We start from the raw sequence: 18,302 nt of genomic DNA, 5'->3' as shown, positions 1-18,302 counted from the left end.
CTAGTTAACTATAAATATTTTACAATCTACGAGACATGGGGAATTGAATGTAGTCATTTCCCCAGCTTTTTTATTTAGAATTGGAAATAATCGGGCTGATAGTGGTTTATCTAACTTGATAGCTAAAGTTGCCATATCAATTAATAAAGCTACAATTGCTTTGACTTTCTTGGGAAATACGTTTAATAGCTTTGGCAGATTATTTGACATTCTCAAAGTTTATCCCACTTTCTCTGTCGCCAATTTTGCTTGAGCAATAAATAATCGATGTATTTTTGTAGATATTTGAAATTATATCTATAGTTTCAGGTTTGCTGCCATAACGTATTTAAAATTTGGCAAAGTTGTTCAAGAGTTTTAATTTCATTAATAACTTCGATTTTCGACAAGCCTTGTAGATATAGCAGTCCTAAATCATTTGTAAAAATAAATTAACCGCAGAGGCGCAGAGAGTGAAGAGAGAGGAATTGGAGATTTTCACGACTCATTTAGGATTGCTGTATTCTTCCCAGGTATTAGTGGCTATTCTAGTTGTTTGTACTTTATATCCTTTGTTTTTCAAACACAATCTGAGCTTGCTGATTAAACTCAACAGCTTGCTTAATTTTTTGCCTCTTTTATAGAGATTGAATTGATCTACCTGTTGTGATTGTTATAATTTTCATTCGGATAACTTATTCTTGATTAGGAGTAATCAAAGTTTTAGCCTGGATTTGCACTAAATCTAACTCCAAAATCTGGACGTGTACAATATTCTATTGGGTGAATTCCATTTATAACAACTTAGGGCGGTGTGTTCGTTTGAATTCACTGAAAATATGAAATGAACCAAAGCCACGTTGAATACTTAGAATATTAAAGGTAAGTGGATAGGTTAGGCTACGAAACAAGCCTGCTGGAATTCAACTAACTGAATCAACTAAACAAATGCCATGAATGACGAATTCTACAATAGAGGATTGGAAAAGGCTAGGCGAAAAGACTATGCTGGAGCAATTGAGGAATTTAACCATGCTTTACAACTGACACCTTACTTTCCCGAAGCTTACTTGCAACGGGGTTTGGCACATTATGACTCAGGAGCAATCCATAATGCTGTTTCAGATTATACCGAAGCCCTGAAGCTTAATCCTGAAAGCGTGGAGGCATATTATTGTCGTGGATTAGCAAGGGTGACGCTGAAAAATCTGCCGGGGGCGCTAGAGGATGTTGAACGCGCTATTCGTTTAAATCTCAATTACGCTGCTGCTTATAATCTGCGGGGAATAGTGCGGCGCAAACAGGGTTATATTCAAGATGCGATCGCTAACTTTAAAAAAGCTGCACAATTATATTTAGAACAACAGGATAAAGACAATTGTCGTCTGTGTCTGGAACAAATTAAACAGCTACAACCCCAAGAAAAACCTGCCGTTGAGCAATCGCGTACCAATACGCCAATTTTATCCACCAATGATTATTTTACGCAATTATTAGAAAAGGCTGAAAAGGGAGATACACAAGAGGCACTCGCCGATTTAAATTGGCTATTAAAAGCCGATCCGCAAGATGCCCAAGCTTACTGCTGTCGTGGGGTTGTGCGTTGTAAAATGGGAAATTATCGAGAAGCGATCGCAGATTTTAATCAAGCATTGCGACTAAATTTTCAAGATGCGATTGTCTATCGCAACCGAGGCAAAGCCCGTTCTGTATTGGGAGATCATCAAGGTGCGATCGCGGATCTTAACCAAGCACTTCAGATGCAACCGGAAGATCCCTTAGTCTATATTGCCAGAGGTAATGCCTATCGGACAACGGGTAACTATCTCGGTGCAATTCAAGATTACACCCAAGCGCTGCAAATCAATCCTGATGATGCTCAAGCTTACTACAATCGCGGCATTGCCTATACTTGTTTAGAAGAAATGCAAAATGCTCTGGAAGATTATCAACGGGCGGCGAGTATCTTTTGTGAACAAGAAGACTGGGTAAATTATCAACAAGTTTTAAGTAGCCTTGAAAAAATCCAAAAATTTAGTCCTGAGTCAAAAAAGCAAAAATATAACCTGCTACGTCAGCGACTTTTGCGAATGGTTGGGGGATATTGGGAAATTGCCGAACGATTAATTCAGCAGAAGCAGGATTACTATCCTGGGATGTCAGACGAGTGGTATTTGCAAAAAGTGATTGATGATTTAGAACGCGATCGCGGTAGATAAAATATAAATGTGACTACACACGTAAATTCACCCGTACACTTATCCGGGTGAAAATGCGATTAATCACTTGTTACTTTCTAATGAAACTAGATACACCTTATATTAGCAAGGTTTCAAAGTTTAGTTAAAATTGCGAGTTTGAGGGCGACAGTGCGGGATTGGAAAAGCAAAATAGCTAATATAAGTAGACATAAATAAACATAAGTATAATTTGGAAGAATAATTAGAAAAAAGAGGATAGCATATAAGTTTTAAGAAACAGTATGCAAGAGCAAGATTTTTATCGCGCTGATCCTGTAGCCCGTTGGTTAATTGACAAATGCCAATTGACACCTGTCAGTTTAGGAATACTCTCAATTGTTATTACATCTGGACTTTATTTAATTGCTGCTACGGCAACTAAGACGTTAATATTGCATGAAAAACACTTAGGATTGCTACAGGATTGGTTTGCCTGGGTGTGGATCTGCTTGCTCAATCCAGTCATCTTTGGCTACTACCTATGGTCATTTAAGGCAATCTATCGACTAATTCAGTACCTTGAACAATCAGATATTGTTGACACTGCCGAAGCAGAAATTAACTTGGTATTATTGCCCTACCAAAAGTCGTGGCGTCAATTTTTGGGGTTAGGAACAGCAATCGCTTTTGGAATCTGGTATTTCTCCGTACAGCAAGATGTTTATAACTGGACAGGATCTGATGGAGGAATTCCTGCCCTGACGGGTGCGATTAACGCTGTTGCAATATTTTACGCAGGAAGTATAGTGGTATTAAACCTAACAACTAATGTTTGGTTACTGCATGAACTTTTGGGTAAGGATAATAAGCAACTTAAAATCAATCCACTTCATCCTGATCACTGTGGCGGTTTGAGTCCGTTGAGCCGATATTCACTGAATACAGCTTACCTAGCTGCTATATTTGGTACAATGATAACACTGAGTAAGTATCAATTTATTAGTCAAGGAATAGCGCAGGAGTACTGGTATTTTAATTTAACAATTCTACTCTATATTCCCATATCGTTAGTATGCTTTTTTGGCCCTCTCCTTGCTGCCCGCAGAGGCATGAAAAAAGCTAAAGAAGAATTACTAAGCGAGATTGCGAAGCACTTTCAAGCAGATTATAAGCGTATTCACACAAGCTTGAGTAGCGATGGAGAAACTTTGAAGAAAGAAGCTACCAAACTTCAAGAGTTGCGTTCTCTCTACACATTGACTAATGAATTTCCTGTGTGGCCATTTGATGTTACAACCTTCCGTCAATACTTGCTTTCTGTAGTTACACCACTTCTCCCCCTACTACTCAAGTTAGGAGAGTACTATTTTAAGCGCATGGTTGTAAAGTAATTTAAATTCACATATTGCATTCATATACTTTTAATTAAGAACAGGTAATAAGTAATTTATTTACTATTACCTATTACCCATTACCACCCTTAACTGACTACTGCTTCAGCTTTTTCCTCTACTTTTTTCTTCACTAGCACATATGGCTTTTCTGTACCTTGTGCCAAATATTCAGCTAGCTGACTTTCGATTTGATCGCGCACAATTTGGCGATATTCTAGAAAATGCTCATTGTGGGCGCAGGCAGCAATGTAATGTTCAACAACTCCTGGGTTACGCTTGATGATGCTGAACAAATGATGCCAGAATTTCCAGCGAGTTTCCCGTTTGATTCCTTGTCGCCAAATTACAGTCAGCAGCGCTCTAATAACTATCCACTCAGGCATTTTGGCTGGTGCTTTCCAACTCGGCAAACCCATCATCAAGAAACAGCGATAGGTACGATCCAAGTATTGCACTGGGTCGTATAAAGTACAAAATGCCTCAATATATTCTCGTGCAAGTTCTTCCAGGGGACGGGTGGGAAGGAAGTTCATCAATGTTGTTTGGTTGATGTTGCCATCTTGATTTTCCCGCAGTCGTCCTTCCTTTTTCAGGCGATGCCAAAGCGCGGTGTTCGGTAACGCTTGTAACATGGCAAAGGTAGTAGAGGGAATAGCTGCTTGTTCTGCAAAGCGGACAATGCGATCGCCTGCACCTGCTTTTTCGCCATCAAAGCCGATAATAAACCCAGCCATTGGGCGCAATCCAGCTTTGGTGATGGTTTGCACTGCCTCAGTTAGGGAACTGCGAGTATTTTGAAACTTCTTGGTCATTTGCAAACTATCCTCATCCGGCGTTTCGATTCCCAAAAACACCGCCGAGAAACCACACTCAACCATCAACTCCAACATTTCTGAGTCTTGTGCTAAGTCAACTGAAGCTTCAGTGTCAAATCGGAAGGGATACTTGTGTTCTGCCATCCAGACTTTTAACTCTTTCAGCAACAATTTTACATTTCGCTTGTTGCCAATAAAGTTATCATCGACCATGAACACACCCCGCCGCCAACCCAATTCGTAGAGGTAATCTAACTCTGCCAAGAGTTGTGCTGGGTTTTTGGTACGCGGTTTGCGTCCGTAGAGAACAATAATGTCGCAAAATTCGCACTGGAAAGGACACCCGCGCGAAAATTGCACCGACATCATGTCATAGGCATCCAATTCTAATAAATCAAAGCGGGGTATTGGTGTGCTTGTCACATCAGGTTTTTCTGTGGCCCGGAAAGTGCCAGATGTGTCTCCCCTTTTTATTGCCTCAATAAACATGGGTAGCGTGATTTCCCCTTCATCCAGAATCAGAAAATCTGCGCCAACATTTTCAACTTCGTGAGGTACAGAAGTGGGGTAGGGACCGCCAACTGCAACTAGCTTGCCACGTTTTTTTGCTTCCTGAATTTGGTCAAGTAAATCTTGTTTCTGGACAATCATCGCAGAGAGGATTACTACATCTGCCCATGCCCATTCTGCTTCTGTTGCTGCGCGAATGTTGCGATCGACCAGCTTGAATTCCCATTCTTGGGGTAGAATCGCCGCTACTGTTACTAAACCCAGAGGTGGTAATAAAACTTTGCGATCGACTAACTCTAAGATTTTTTCATATGACCAAAAGGTTTTGGGAAATATTGGATACATTAACAAAATTCGCATGTAGTATAAATCCTCACACTTTGATTGTTATCTAACTTTAACGAAAATTAAGAGTTATTGACTTTTTATTAAAGTTGTTCTAGTTTAGCACTAATATTTTTCTCTGAAATTGGAACAAATAAAGAGAATACAGCCGTCAAAACTAAGTGTTTCGCTATGATAACTACACTTAGTAATCACAAGGCTTATCTCAATAATTAGTGTAATTTATTGCATAAGCTACTTAGCAGCTTTAACACCGCTAATTTTTAAAACATCACTCATGGTTGCACAATAATTTGGCAAGTCAAAACTACCGGGATTGATAAAGTTTTCATACGTGAAATGCCGATAGTTCATGCAAAACCTATCCCAAGCTGCCATCTGAATGCGGAACAGAACAATAATTAAATTAGCTAATGCTAAAGATATGGGAATGCGAAAGTAAATTTTTTTGCCTAAATAAGCACAAACTTCTTCCACTGCTTGATTAGCAGCTAACGGTGCTTGACCTAAAACCAACCGACGTGGTTGATCATTTTCGGCAGGATGAGCAATTAAATATCGCACGACAGTGGCAATGTCTCGTCCGTGGATAAAGTGAAAACTGCCATCTGCTTCCAAAAAGCGAATTAAATTAATATATTTCGTAACTTCTGGAATGCCAGATGTGAGGTGAGAATAGGGTTTATTGGCATCACCGCCCAATACTAAAGTGGGAAATACTGTGGTAATTTTGGGTGCGATCGCTAATTTCGATATCTTATGTAAGCAGTCATATTTGGAACGAATGTAATCTGTCCCAATTTCCCCGGCTTCTTTTAATGGTTGATTGTAGCGATCCAAAACGCTAGCTGTCGAAAAATAAATCACCTGCTGGCAACGTTCTGGATCTAGCAGTTCGAGCAACTCTATAGTCTTGACGACATTAATATCAAATGTCTGATCACCACCCCAAGCTGTGGCTGTGAGTACCGCCGTATCAATTGTTGATAGTAAATCAGCAAACTGGCGAATATTTTGCATATCACCTTGCAAAACGTTGATGCCTGAACGTGCCTTGGTATCAACTTGCAGTTTACTTGGGTTCCTAACTAGCAGATACAGTTCGTGATCTGTTTCCTTAATTAAAGCTTCTGTTAAATAATGACCTATACAACCACTTGCACCAGTCACTAAAATCCGTTTCTGGCTCATAGAGAATTTATAAAAAGTAAGGAGTTAAAAGTGAAGAGTTAAAAATGGAGTTAAAAGTTCCGAATCAGAAGTTAAAAATAAAGTTAGGAGTTATAAGTGAGGAGTTCAAATAACTCTGCACCTCACAACTGATAACTTAATAGCTTATAACTCATAACTCCTAACTCCTAACTCCTAACTCTTAACTCCTGCAAGATTCAGTTCCTTTGCGGTTTCAAAGAAGAAAGCGACATTTTCTTCTGGTGTTTCTGGTAATACACCATGACCAAGATTGAGAATGTGACCCCAATTGCCAGCTTTGCGAACGGTATCGAGGATGCGATCGCGGATAAACTGTTTAGAGCCAAATAGCACGCCTGGATCAAGATTTCCTTGAACTTTGACTTGCTTGCCCAATCTTGCCCGTGCATCTGCCATATCCACTGCCCAGTCTACACTGACAATATCAGCGCCAGATTGTGCCATTCTTTCCAACACACCCGCACTACCGCTAACTAGCAGAATCAAAGGTGTATCGGGGTGGGTTTGCTTGACTTGCTGGAAAACTCTCTGTTGATAGGGGAGAGCAAAGGTGTCATAATCTTGAGGACTCAATTGACCCGCCCAAGAATCGAACATTTGCACAACTTGAGCACCAGAGTCAATTTGGTAGCGGGCATAGATGGCGATCGCATCTGCTAATTTAGCTAACAATTGATGCAGTATCATCGGATCTGAAAATGCCATGTTTTTGATGATGGAGTAGGTTTTAGAACCTTTTCCCTCTACTGCATAAGCTGCTAACGTCCACGGCGCACCTACAAAGCCCAACACCGTTGATTTATCGCCTACTTCAGAACGCAGCGTCTGCAAAATTGTTTTGATAAATGGCAGAGTTGCTTCTGGTTCTAAGGGACGCAGACGATCAATTTGTTCTTGAGTCCGCAGAGGCGAGTGAATGATTGGCCCTTTACCTTCGGCAATGTCCATGTCAATACCCAAACCAGGTAATGGGGTGACAATATCAGAAAATAAAATTACTCCATCTGGTTGGAAGGCTCTCCACGGTTGCAAGGAAACCTCAATTGCTACATCTGGAATTTCCGAGCGATCGCGAAACGAAGGATACTGCTCTCTTAAGTCTCGATATGCTTTCATATATCGTCCCGCTTGTCGCATCATCCATACAGGGGGACGATCTACTACTTCACCACGAGCAGCCCGTAAGAGATGAGGAGTCGTTGAAGAAACACCCATTTATTACTTCGATCCTAAAGAGTGACTTTTTTATGCCACTGTTTAGCTTATCATTATGAATTACACTTTATTAGCTTATTAGCAACTTGTCAGGAAAAGGTGAGTAGCAGGGCAAACACATCTAAAATTACTCTTGATCGCAACCAAGGTTAAGAACCAACGAAAAAATTAGTATTTATTCCTTTGGTTTAGTTTCCAAGACTCAAAGCGATGTCTACGATGGTCACTGAGCGGCTGGTGAGCATCTCGGCTTCTCTACGAGACGCTACGCGAACGCTCGATGGAGCCGCAGTCGAACCATGTCGTACCCCTACGGTGAAGCAAGCAAGCTGCGCGCAGCGTCTCGTAGAGAAGTGCGAGCTACGCCTACGCCTAAAAAGGCCATTTATGGGTAAATCTAAAGGGCTATTGAGATGAAAGCTTGATTTTACCAGACAAAATTTTGATTCGCTCCCGATCAATTTTGAGTAAGTTAGTAAATTAATAAAGCATTATTTGCAATCTTTCTTTACAACGTGTCCCAAATTGCAGGTATCTCAGCAGACACCCATAAACAGTAATTACCGCCAGAATTAAAGCGGAAATATTAAAAGGTTCGCAAAAAAGCTGTGGTCAACCAAATTTTTTGGTGCGAAACATTAGATAACTAGTACCGCAAGGCGGAAGTCAAAAGTCAAAAGTCAAAAGTCAAAAGTATTATGGAATGGGCTTTTTAGGGATTTTAAATGGTTGCTCTATTTACGCCGTGGCGTACTAGTACAATAAGTCAAAATAAAAAATACTTATACCGTAAGCTTTTTACCCATTCCAGATCGTAGGTTAATTTCTGCCATGACGTATTAGTAGTATTTTAAATATTTTGGATATGAGCGCTCGGTTGGCTTGACTACAACATTAATGCCAGCTAGCGCTACAAGTTATTGTTTTTTTGACTTATCCCATGAAATCATCGTTTTAAGTACCACGTAGAAATGCACCTCTCACTTATGCATGAAGGGAACGCATGAGGAAAAGTGCATGACAAGTAACAGATGTGTCTCTATACCTGGCGTAAAGACACATCCTTAAGGGTTTTCAACGGGTATCCTGATAAATTTATGCTTTCACTGTCACTTTATGTTGTGAGCGTTTGAAGAGTGAAGTCATACCACAAGCACCTATTGCTAACACACCTAACATCGCATTAGGTTCGGGAATGCTCTGGCTGGCTAGTCTATAGGCGTGGTTATCTGTTTCAAAAGCAATACCATCTGAGCGCATCACAACTCGGTCAAATGTTTCTCCTGTTCCAGCTACAAGATTGATAAACATATTAGCTTGAGTGCTAGTCCAACTACCATCAGCTATAGCAGTTGGCACATCTGCACCACTAAAGGTCTTTAACAACTGATTACCTTTGTAAATGTCAATATAGTTGTAACTATCCAATGAGCCTGCATAAAAACCGAAGTAATTAACAGCTTCTTTGAAGTTAATATTGACAAACCCACTGTCGCCTGCAACATTACTACCTGATGGAGCAATTGTTAAAAATTTGGTATTATCCCCATAAGGTGAGGCGTATTGACCAGATACACTACCTTGAACAATGTTAGTAGTAATATTAGAGTAGGTAACAAATCCATTAGGATCATTTGCTGTGCCATCGTCAAAGGTGATAGTTTTGGTATTAGAGTAGCTAGAAAACGGGCCACTGTTGACTTGCAGAGTTACGGCACTGGCTGGATTTGCACTGATGACTACAACAGATGTTGCTACTAAAGCCAAGGATAATTTTTGCAGCATTCTAGTAATAAACCTTGAGAAACACAAAGATAATTAAGACTGAACCTTTCTTGAAACCCAGCTATGAAAAACTGATTTTATTACTCCAACAACATAGAATAAAATCACAAAGATTATTATGTCCTTCTAAATGACTGTTGTTGGGTACAACAAGCTCGAAGATGTAAGTTTATCTTGATGCTTTGTAATCCTATTGTGATTTTTTTAACTCGCAAAAGATACGGTATATATACTAAAATATCTTTAAAGATTAAGTGAAGGTTCTTGTACAATTCTAGTGGGCAGGACAAACGCATCTAAATTACTCTTGATCACAACCAAGGTTAAGAACGAACAAAAGAATCACCATTTCTCGTTTGGTTTAGTTTCCGAAACTCAAAGCGATGTCTACGACGGGCTACCTCAATACTTCTCGGTTAAACGGCAATAAAATTTAGGAGTAGGTTGGGTTGAGGAACGAAACCCAATATTATCAACCGTTCGTTGGGTTTCGCCATCGCTCAACCCAATCTACGATTCTTATCCGAGAAGTATTGCGGCCTACCCCTAAATCTTTAGCAATAAGCATAAGTTAATGAGATTATTTTCGACTCTATTGAGAATAAATTGCTATTATTGACATAATATGCCCGCCTTGGGGGAGTGGCGAGTAGCGAGTGGGGAATGGAAAATAGGGACTGGCGAGTGAGAAATAGGGTAAAACAAGAATCAATATTTAATTGAGGATTGGGCATTGGGCACTTGTACTGAGCGTACTCCTACGGGGAAGCAAGCTACGCGTAGCGTCTCGTAGAGAAGCCGTTGGCGCAGCCTCTCCAAGAGTTGTATTGGTTATTCTCCCCCTGCTCCCCTATCTCCCTGATCTCCCTATTCCCTCACTCCCCTAACTTCCTATGCAAACTGACTCTAACAGTCCCGATCGTGTTGCATCTGCTAATAGTGACCCTAAGCCAGGAAAGTTTTTGATTCCGCGATCGCAGCGACAAAGGTTCTTTATTCAGTTTACCTTAATGACCCTGATCGGATGGGTTGTGGGTGGCGTTGCCAGTATCGCTTTAGAGAAAATTATTCTGGAAAGCTTTTCACCTAGTGTTGCTCTCCAACCACAAACATGGAGTATTTTGGTCAGAAGTCTCAGCAACGTTGTATTTGCCGTGATTTTCGCCGCTGACCAAGCCCTTGTCATCTACCGATATTTACCGGGTTTGCAGTGGATATTTGCTACTAGCGTCGGTTGGCTGATTGCCAACGGTGTTTCTACAGCCTGGATTAACTACATTTCAACCATAGCCTCATCGTTAAATGAAACTTTATCTCCTGAACAAACTTTTATTTTTGGATTTCTGTCTGCGATCGCATATATAATTTCTGGTATTTGGCTGGGACTTTGCCAATGGCTGGTACTGAGGCGATATACAGTAGGCATTTGGTGGTGGAATTTTTTACCTTCAATCTCTTTTTTATTAATTAGTATTTTGGTTTGGTTGCTTTTTCTTGTGCAAAATTTGATTCCAGAACCCAACCGGACTCTCATATTGTATTGGAGTGGACAAGGATTTACAGCAATAATTCTGGGGATTGTACCAGCAATTGGCTTGTGTACCTTGAAAAGAAATTCACATCGCCAAAGTGGAATTTCTGGTTGATCATAATTAAGCATCGGGTTTAAGAACTAGTTCTTGCAAGGTCAGTAAAAAGGAAGCCTTAGTTAGGATTTCAGATTTCATTTAGATTGTAGGGAATCCCAAATTGAATCGAGGTTTGCTTGGGCTTGTTTGAGTGCTGTTTCTGGAGATGCACCTAGCATCGTGGCTTCGATGGCTCGACCTAAACTGTCAGACAAGCGACTATAGCCAGGAATGATTGGTCGAGAACCTGATACTGACATTTGGTCAATAAAGACTTTCAAGACAGGTTTTTGCTGGAGAAATTCTTGATAAGCCTGACTTTGGGCAGATTTAATGTTAACTGGTAAAAAACCCGTCCCTATACTCCATTCTGTTTGGAATTTTTCACTTAAAACATACTCTAAAAATTTGAGTGCAGCTTGCTCTCTTGCTGGTGTGGTCTTCATCAAATACATATTTCCAGTGCCTGTCACCGTAGCAGGCTTCACACTTGCAGGTATGGGGAATACTTTAAAGTCAACATTGGACTTCATTATATAAGTCCAAGGGCCTGTGATCTGCATAGCAACACGACCTGCAATAAAAGCGTCTTCTTCATAACCTCGCTCTGGAGGGGAAAGTGTTGCTGAACCATCTTTTAATATGTCTTGCCAAAATTGTAAGGCTGCGATCGCTCCTGCATTCGTCAAATTTGGGTGGTTATTTGTTACAATCTCTCCACCAGCGCTCAATAAAAAGGGGAACCAACTAAAGACAGTCCATTCTCCCTTTCCTAAAGGTAATAACATTCCGTATTGTTCAGGTCGATTATCACCATTCCGGTCTATGGTTAATTTTTTGGCAACTTTCCTGAATTCTTCCCAAGTCTTAGGAATTTGCGTAATCCCCGCAGCTTGGAAAAGTTTAGGTCGGTAAAAAATGCCTAAATTGCTCGTGCAAAGTGGGATTGACCAAAGATGACCGTCTAATTTTAATTCTTCCCATAGGTTGGGGCTAATTTCCGACTTCAATGGCAATTTGTCCAGCCATTCTTCTAAAGGTCGAATTGCCCCTAGTTCCATAAACTGACCTGTTAATTGAGGATCGAATGATAGAATATCTGGAGATGTATTGCCCACAACTGCTGTTAATATTTTTGGTAATTGGGGTTGACCTATGAAGATAGATTCCACCTGGACATCAGTATGAGTCTGATTAAATTTTTTTACTAGTTTCTCAAACACATCCCGATTAGCAGGAGGATTGATTGATTGCCATAGGCTTAGATGAATTACTCCGTCATTCTTTGCAGATGTTCCCTGACAACCGGATAAAAATATGAGATATGTACTAAGAAAAATTATCATAAGTGAAAGCCGCCAAGCAGAATTAATCAACTGGCGAGAACAATTCTGACTTTGGGGTTGAAAAAGAGTAAAGTTCATGCCAAGTAGTTAACCAATTTCATTATCTGAAGGATGAAAGATAAAAGTTCAAGTATGAAGGATAAAGGATGAATTTAAGAATCCAGATATCAATCTGGAGACTGGTAATCATGAGCCGACAAACTTCATATGAGGGATTTCGATTTATATTTTTTTCTATTTTGAGATGTGTTGGATATCTATCACTTCACTCTCTTTAAACTACACCAAGAAAATATACAACATTGCATTAGAATACGACGACTTCGAGTAAGGTTTAGAGTATTTGGAAGCAAGCAAAAAGTCTTCCTCTAATGTATTGTATTTTGATCTGGTAAACTCTTAAGAAACAGATTTTATAATCCATAGCCAGTAAGCATTTGAAGTTTTCAAGTTGAATGTGTTTCTTAGAGGATGTCGCAGGAGCGAAAAACGCACCCGTGGGAAGCTAACATCTTGCAGCAGTTATTTGATGACAATTTTTGTAGGATGAGTAATAGTTACATCTGTAACTAGTGAAAAAATGGGCTACTATACATATCCCCTTTACTTTTACAGGCTGCGTCCTGACTCAATGATTCATTCTAATCAAAATTATGCTCGCGATCACAAAACCCAATAAATACGTTGTTTAGGTGAAAAAATGATGTTTATGAAAATATATTAACGACGAAAATGTACCATAAATTATTATTTATGTCTACCCCAATGGGTCCGCTAGGTTCAGGATTGGGAGGTGGAGTAGAGTTGACCCTATCTAATATTGCTACAGAGATGCTGCGGCGAGGACATAAATTAGAAATTGTTGCACCGCAAGGGTCTATCAGTAATTCATTACCTATTAGAGAAATTCCCGGAGAACTAATACAGATACCAGCACAAAATCAGAGTCGTAGTGATCCAGTTTTCCTGCATAAAAATTCTGTTTTAGCGAATATGTGGGATTATGCTCGCCAAGTCCAGGCAGATTATGATTTGATTGTTAATTTTGCTTATGATTGGTTGCCACTGTATTTAACACCATTTTTTAACTGTGCAATCGCACATCTGATCAGTATGGGTTCTTTGACAGATGCAATGGATCAGATGATTGAACAAGTAGCAATCAATTTTCCGGGTAGTATCGGTGTTCACAGTCAAACACAGGCAGCAACTTTCACATTTGCAGGACGGTGTATTTGTCTGTTAAATGGCATGGATTTATCTATTTATCAGTTTTGTCAGGAACCAACTCAGAGTTTGGCATGGGTAGGTAGGATAGCTCCTGAAAAAGGGCTAGAAGATGCAGTAGCAGCAGCAGAAATAATGGGAATTACACTGAAAATATTTGGGTTAAAACAGGATGTATCTTACTGGGAGAAGATTTGTCAACAATACCCTGATGCTCCCATAGAATATGTCGGATTTTTACCAACGGTTGAGTTACAAAAAAAGTTAGGTCAATGTCGAGCACTTTTAGTAACTCCTCGTTGGATAGAAGCATTTGGAAATGTAGCAATAGAGGCGCTTGCTTGTGGAGTGCCTTTAATTGCTTATCGTCGGGGTGGTTTAACAGAAATTGTCCAAGAAAGCAAAACTGGTTTTTTGGTGGAACCTGATAGTGTCCAAGGTTTAGTAGAAGCGATTCAACATTTGGATGAAATTGACCGCCAAGCTTGTCGCCAGCAAGCAGAAACTCTGTATTCTTTAGAAGCTATGGGCGATCGCACAGAAGAGTGGTTTCAAAAAATTCTGAGAAACTATGATAATAATTGTGAATAAACTCTATGTATATGATGTGCAAACGTCTAGACAGCATAACTCTAGAGTTTGCCTACTAACCGTAGACCCGCGACCCGCATTCCCTACCAGACCACTAGAACTGAATAAAACAAATAACACCCCAGGTCATAAAATGCTTTGGCTCTTGTGGTGCATAATGATAATGATGCTGCAAGAGTGTAGTACAGGTGTGACCTAGATTAATGGAAAGAGTACTACTGCTTAAAAAAAAATCTGTAGAAAAACACAGTATTTTTATTTTGCTGAAACTGCACAATCGATATCTATTGAAACAACAAAGAACACGATTAAATCAAGTTTTTCCGGAATTGCAATAAAAAATATTCTCTATTTGAGCAAATAAAAAATAAGTTAATAAGCAAAAATTCACTTGCGGCGTGGATTAGCTATGTTAATCTCTATTTAACTAGTCAATAAAACAACTAAAGTTGTCGGATTTCTTAAAGTTGTCGGATTTCCTAAAAAAGCTCCCACTTTTAAAATCCCTTTCTATATAATCTGACTTAGATTTAACTTCAGTTAAATTCAAGACTCATAACTGAAAAAGCTTATGAACAAACAAACAGTTTTGTTTACAATGTTCGCTGTAATTTTTGTGGTGTTAGCTATGCAATCTGTAGCTGACAATCAAGCTAGGTCAATACTCTATGAGTTTTCAAAGCTGTTTTTTGCTGGTTATGTTGGTTACTTGCTCAAATAAAAAGCCTCTAGCTAGTTTGACTAACGAGAGACTTGGATTTAAAATGATGTTCTCAGATTATCGTGGATAAATAAGATAGGCAACCTTTTTACAGAAGGTTGTCTATATTTGCGGGAAACTATGGCGCGATCGCTAATATCCCCGCATCCCCATTTAAAGTTGCTTCTACACCCACTGGCAAAGCTGCATTGGGACTATCATGACCAAAAGGCAAATCAGAGACAATCGGAATATTTAAATCGCCCAAGCGATCGCGCAATACTTCTTCTACACTAAAGCTAGGCACAGTTGGCGGCGCTTCACAGCGACTAAACCCTCCCAAAGCAATACCGCAGACTTGAGACAAAGCACCGCTCAAACGCCACTGTGTCAGCATCCTGTCAATCCGATAAGGTGCTTCCGTAACATCCTCCAAGGCCAGAATTACACCATCCAGATGCGGCAGGATTGGTGTACCTAAAAGGTGAGTAGCCACCGTGAGATTACCTGGTAATAAAATACCATTAACTGCACCACCACCCCAACCGCAACCTTTGAGAGGGGCGAGAGGGAAACCTTCCACCAAATTGAATAATCGCTCAATTGACCAATCTGGTTCATCTGCCAAAGTCGTCAGCACGGGAGCGTGAACGCCAGAAAATCCTGCTATATAAAGGCTCCATAATAAAGCTGTGATATCAGAAAATCCGATGAGCCACTTGGGAAGCCCTGAGTTTAGCCAATTCCAATCTTCTAAGATACGGGTGCTGCCAAAACCGCCTTTGGCACAGAGAATACCACGACAATCAGGATCTTGCCATGCTGCTGCGAGCTGGTGACGACGGTTTTCATCTGTCCCCGCCAAATAACCACATTGGTCATCTATCTGGGGAGTGATTTCTACTCGATAACCACGCGCTCGCCAAATTTCTACACTCCGCCCAAATGCCTCAAATTCTCGCAAAGCACCACTAGGGGCAATTACTCGTAATAAGTCACCAGGTTTCAGGGGCGGTGGTAAGATTTTGGATGGCATGAAAAAAGTTAGGGGTTTGGAGAGACGCGATTAATCGCGTCTGTACAGGAGTTAAGAATAAAGACTATACCTCATAACTCTTATAAAATTTTGTTGAATCATTTTTCAAAGCGATCGCACAGTGGTTTTATTTTAGGTTTGCTTTGTATCTAACTGTGTATTTTCCTGAGTTGGATTTTGCGGTATCAGGTAAATTGCCCCAGAGATTAATGTCAAGCCCACAGAAATCCAAAAGGCAATCCGAGAGGGAATTTGCCCCACTTCAGGTAGGGGTGCAATCAGAAGTGCGATCGCGACTATTTGACTAACAGTTTTGAGTTTACCCCAAATATTTGCCCCCGTAATCGTTGTTTGATTCACACGCCAACCAGCGATCGCTAATTCTCGCGCTAAAATCAGGAATACTCCCCAAGCCGGCACTATTCCTAGTTCAATAAAAACCAGCAACGGCGCAAGTACCAGAAGTTTATCCACTAAGGGATCAAGAAATTTACCCAATTCACTAATTTGGTTGAGTTTCCGCGCTAAATAGCCGTCTAACCAATCAGTCAATGCAGCAATGAGAAAAATCGCCAAACATATCCACTTAGCTTGAGGTGTGGGATTATATAAACCGTAAAGCAGAAATGGTATCCCCAATAGGCGAGAGAAGGTAATCCAGTTGGGTATAGTCATAGGGAATTCAAAACTCAAAATTAACAAGTGTAAAGCAACAAGCAGCCAAGCAAATATGCAAAATCTATGCAGATTAGTGTATCTGAGTCTGCCTGCGTGGGAAAATCTGTTTTCTGTAGCTCTCCTAAAACAATACTATGACTGAACACACAGACTCCCAATTCCGCATCGAACGCGATTCGATGGGCGATCGCCAAATCGCTAGTAGCGTTTATTACGGCATCCAGACGCTGCGGGCAATCGAAAACTTTCCAATTAGCGGCATCAAGCCTTTATTCACTTACGTAGATGCTGGTTTGATTATTAAAAAAGCTACAGCAATTGTGAATGGTGAACTGAATTGCATTCCTCAAGATATTAGTCAGGCGATTGTTCAAGCAGCTGATGAAATCCTGGCTGGAAAGTTCCGCGATCAATTTGTCGTGGATGTTTATCAGGCGGGTGCTGGAACATCCCACCACATGAATCTCAACGAAGTTCTGGCAAATCGCGCCTTAGAAATTCTTGGTGAAGAAAAGGGCAATTACAAACGTGTTAGTCCTAATGACCACGTTAATTATGGTCAGTCTACCAATGATGTGATTCCTACTGCAATTCGCATTGGTGGTTTATTGGCATTATCCAAGACATTACACCCAGCAATAGATGGGGCGATCGCAGCCTTAGAAAAAAAAGCTGTAGAATTTCAAGATATCGTCAAATCTGGTAGAACCCACTTGCAGGACGCAGTACCCGTGCGTTTGGGTGAAAATTTTCGGGCTTGGGCACAAATTCTTGCAGAACACCAAAACCGGATTTACACCGCCTCTGGTGATTTGATGGTGCTAGGTTTGGGAGGTAGTGCAGCCGGAACGGGGTTAAATACTCATCCTCTGTATCGCGCCCGTGTAGTGGAAGTTCTCTCAGAATTGATTGACACTCCTTTAGAACCTGCACCCCACCTGATGGCAGCAATGCAGAGTATGGCACCATTTGTAAATGTTTCCGGTGCTTTACGCAACTTAGCGCAGGATTTAGTCAAAATATCTCACGATTTACGGCTGATGGATTCGGGGCCAAAAACAGGCTTGAAAGAAATTCAACTCCCCCCAGTGCAACCCGGTTCCTCAATTATGCCAGGGAAATATAACCCAGTGATGGCAGAGATGACATCAATGGTGTGTTTTCAGGTGATGGGTTACGACAGTGCGATCGCTTTAGCCGCACAAGCCGGACAATTAGAATTAAATGTGATGATGCCGCTGATTGCCTATAACTTGATTCACAGTATCGAAATTCTCGGCAATACCATCGCTGCACTCACCGAACGCTGCATCCAGGGAATTACAGCCAACCGGGAACGTTGTTTAGCATCCGCTGAAGGCAGTTTAGCTTTAGTAACCGCACTAAATACCCACATCGGTTATTTAAATGCCGCAGCTGTCGCTAAAGAATCTTTAGAAAGTGGCAAATCCCTGCGCCAAATTGTTTTAGAACGAGGATTGATGAGTGAAACAGACTTAGCCACAGTGTTAAATCTAGAAAAAATGAGTGGTATCTTACCGCTGAGAACAGAATAATAGGTTATGGGGCATGGGGCATGGGTTATTCCCCCCTTGTCCTCCTTGTCTCCCTCATCTCCTACGCTGTAGAAAGCTAAAGCTACACCTCCCCCAGTCTTTTTC

The 18,302-nt window shown here is 40.6% G+C and carries 13 protein-coding genes and 1 pseudogene; 6 read left to right on the top strand and 8 right to left on the bottom strand.

All coding sequences use genetic code 11. The annotated features are described in order from the left end of the window. Positions 1–156, bottom strand: a pseudogene (locus V7K49_RS19405) (DUF711 family protein); the annotation flags it as partial. A gap of 776 nt (positions 157–932) precedes the next feature. Here V7K49_RS19405 and V7K49_RS19400 point away from each other — a divergent pair. Both V7K49_RS19400 and V7K49_RS19395 read left to right on the top strand, forming a co-directional pair. Further along, entirely contained in the window at positions 933–2,198 is a 1,266-nt protein-coding gene (locus V7K49_RS19400; protein WP_335206941.1) for a tetratricopeptide repeat protein, read from the top strand. 263 nt (positions 2,199–2,461) lie between these two features. Further along, a complete protein-coding gene (locus tag V7K49_RS19395; RefSeq protein WP_335206939.1) occupies positions 2,462–3,550 on the top strand; it encodes a hypothetical protein in 1,089 nt (362 codons plus the stop codon). 89 nt (positions 3,551–3,639) lie between these two features. On the opposite strand, the gene V7K49_RS19390 is transcribed toward V7K49_RS19395, so the two are convergent. From V7K49_RS19390 to V7K49_RS19375, 4 genes are all read right to left on the bottom strand, one after another. Further along, the gene (locus V7K49_RS19390; protein ID WP_335206937.1) at positions 3,640–5,238 is read right to left on the bottom strand and encodes a B12-binding domain-containing radical SAM protein; all 1,599 of its coding nucleotides are present in this window, start codon (positions 5,236–5,238) and stop codon (positions 3,640–3,642) included. A gap of 219 nt (positions 5,239–5,457) precedes the next feature. Further along, positions 5,458–6,414: an NAD-dependent epimerase/dehydratase family protein gene (locus V7K49_RS19385; protein WP_335206935.1), complete on the bottom strand. Its 957-nt coding sequence runs from the start codon at positions 6,412–6,414 to the stop codon at positions 5,458–5,460. A gap of 174 nt (positions 6,415–6,588) precedes the next feature. Further along, on the bottom strand, positions 6,589–7,650 hold the full coding sequence (gene hemE / locus V7K49_RS19380; RefSeq protein WP_335206934.1) for a uroporphyrinogen decarboxylase: 1,062 nt from the start codon (positions 7,648–7,650) through the stop codon (positions 6,589–6,591). 1,095 nt (positions 7,651–8,745) lie between these two features. Further along, a complete protein-coding gene (locus V7K49_RS19375) occupies positions 8,746–9,435 on the bottom strand; it encodes an Npun_F0296 family exosortase-dependent surface protein (protein ID WP_335206933.1) in 690 nt (229 codons plus the stop codon). A gap of 893 nt (positions 9,436–10,328) precedes the next feature. On the opposite strand from V7K49_RS19375, the gene V7K49_RS19370 reads away from it, so the two are divergent. Further along, positions 10,329–11,081: a hypothetical protein gene (locus V7K49_RS19370; RefSeq protein ID WP_335206932.1), complete on the top strand. Its 753-nt coding sequence runs from the start codon at positions 10,329–10,331 to the stop codon at positions 11,079–11,081. A gap of 77 nt (positions 11,082–11,158) precedes the next feature. Here V7K49_RS19370 and V7K49_RS19365 read toward each other — a convergent pair whose 3' ends face one another. Then, positions 11,159–12,487, bottom strand: coding sequence for an ABC transporter substrate-binding protein (locus V7K49_RS19365; RefSeq protein ID WP_335206931.1), 1,329 nt, complete (start codon positions 12,485–12,487; stop codon positions 11,159–11,161). Between the two features lie 675 nt (positions 12,488–13,162). Here V7K49_RS19365 and V7K49_RS19360 point away from each other — a divergent pair. Further along, on the top strand, positions 13,163–14,227 hold the full coding sequence (locus V7K49_RS19360; RefSeq protein ID WP_334872106.1) for a glycosyltransferase family 4 protein: 1,065 nt from the start codon (positions 13,163–13,165) through the stop codon (positions 14,225–14,227). A 571-nt stretch (positions 14,228–14,798) separates the two neighbouring features. After that, positions 14,799–14,948 carry a hypothetical protein gene (locus tag V7K49_RS19355; protein ID WP_334796460.1) on the top strand — a complete coding sequence of 50 codons (150 nt, stop codon included), beginning with the start codon at positions 14,799–14,801 and terminating at the stop codon, positions 14,946–14,948. Positions 14,949–15,066: 118 nt separating this feature from the next. Here the strand turns inward: V7K49_RS19355 and V7K49_RS19350 are convergent, their stop codons facing one another. Continuing rightward, complete coding sequence (locus tag V7K49_RS19350) at positions 15,067–15,963, bottom strand: S66 peptidase family protein (RefSeq protein WP_335206930.1); 897 nt, start codon at positions 15,961–15,963, stop codon at positions 15,067–15,069. Between the two features lie 132 nt (positions 15,964–16,095). After that, the gene (pgsA, locus tag V7K49_RS19345) at positions 16,096–16,638 is read right to left on the bottom strand and encodes a CDP-diacylglycerol--glycerol-3-phosphate 3-phosphatidyltransferase (RefSeq protein ID WP_335206929.1); all 543 of its coding nucleotides are present in this window, start codon (positions 16,636–16,638) and stop codon (positions 16,096–16,098) included. A gap of 137 nt (positions 16,639–16,775) precedes the next feature. On the opposite strand from pgsA, the gene V7K49_RS19340 reads away from it, so the two are divergent. After that, positions 16,776–18,197 (top strand): aspartate ammonia-lyase, encoded by a 1,422-nt coding sequence (locus tag V7K49_RS19340; RefSeq protein ID WP_335206928.1) that lies wholly within the window; start codon positions 16,776–16,778, stop codon positions 18,195–18,197. Positions 18,198–18,302 lie beyond the last annotated feature (105 nt).

It is taken from the genome of Nostoc sp. (assembly GCF_036919675.1).
Lineage (GTDB): Bacteria > Cyanobacteriota > Cyanobacteriia > Cyanobacteriales > Nostocaceae > Nostoc.
This window is presented reverse-complemented; position numbering and strand designations above follow the sequence as displayed.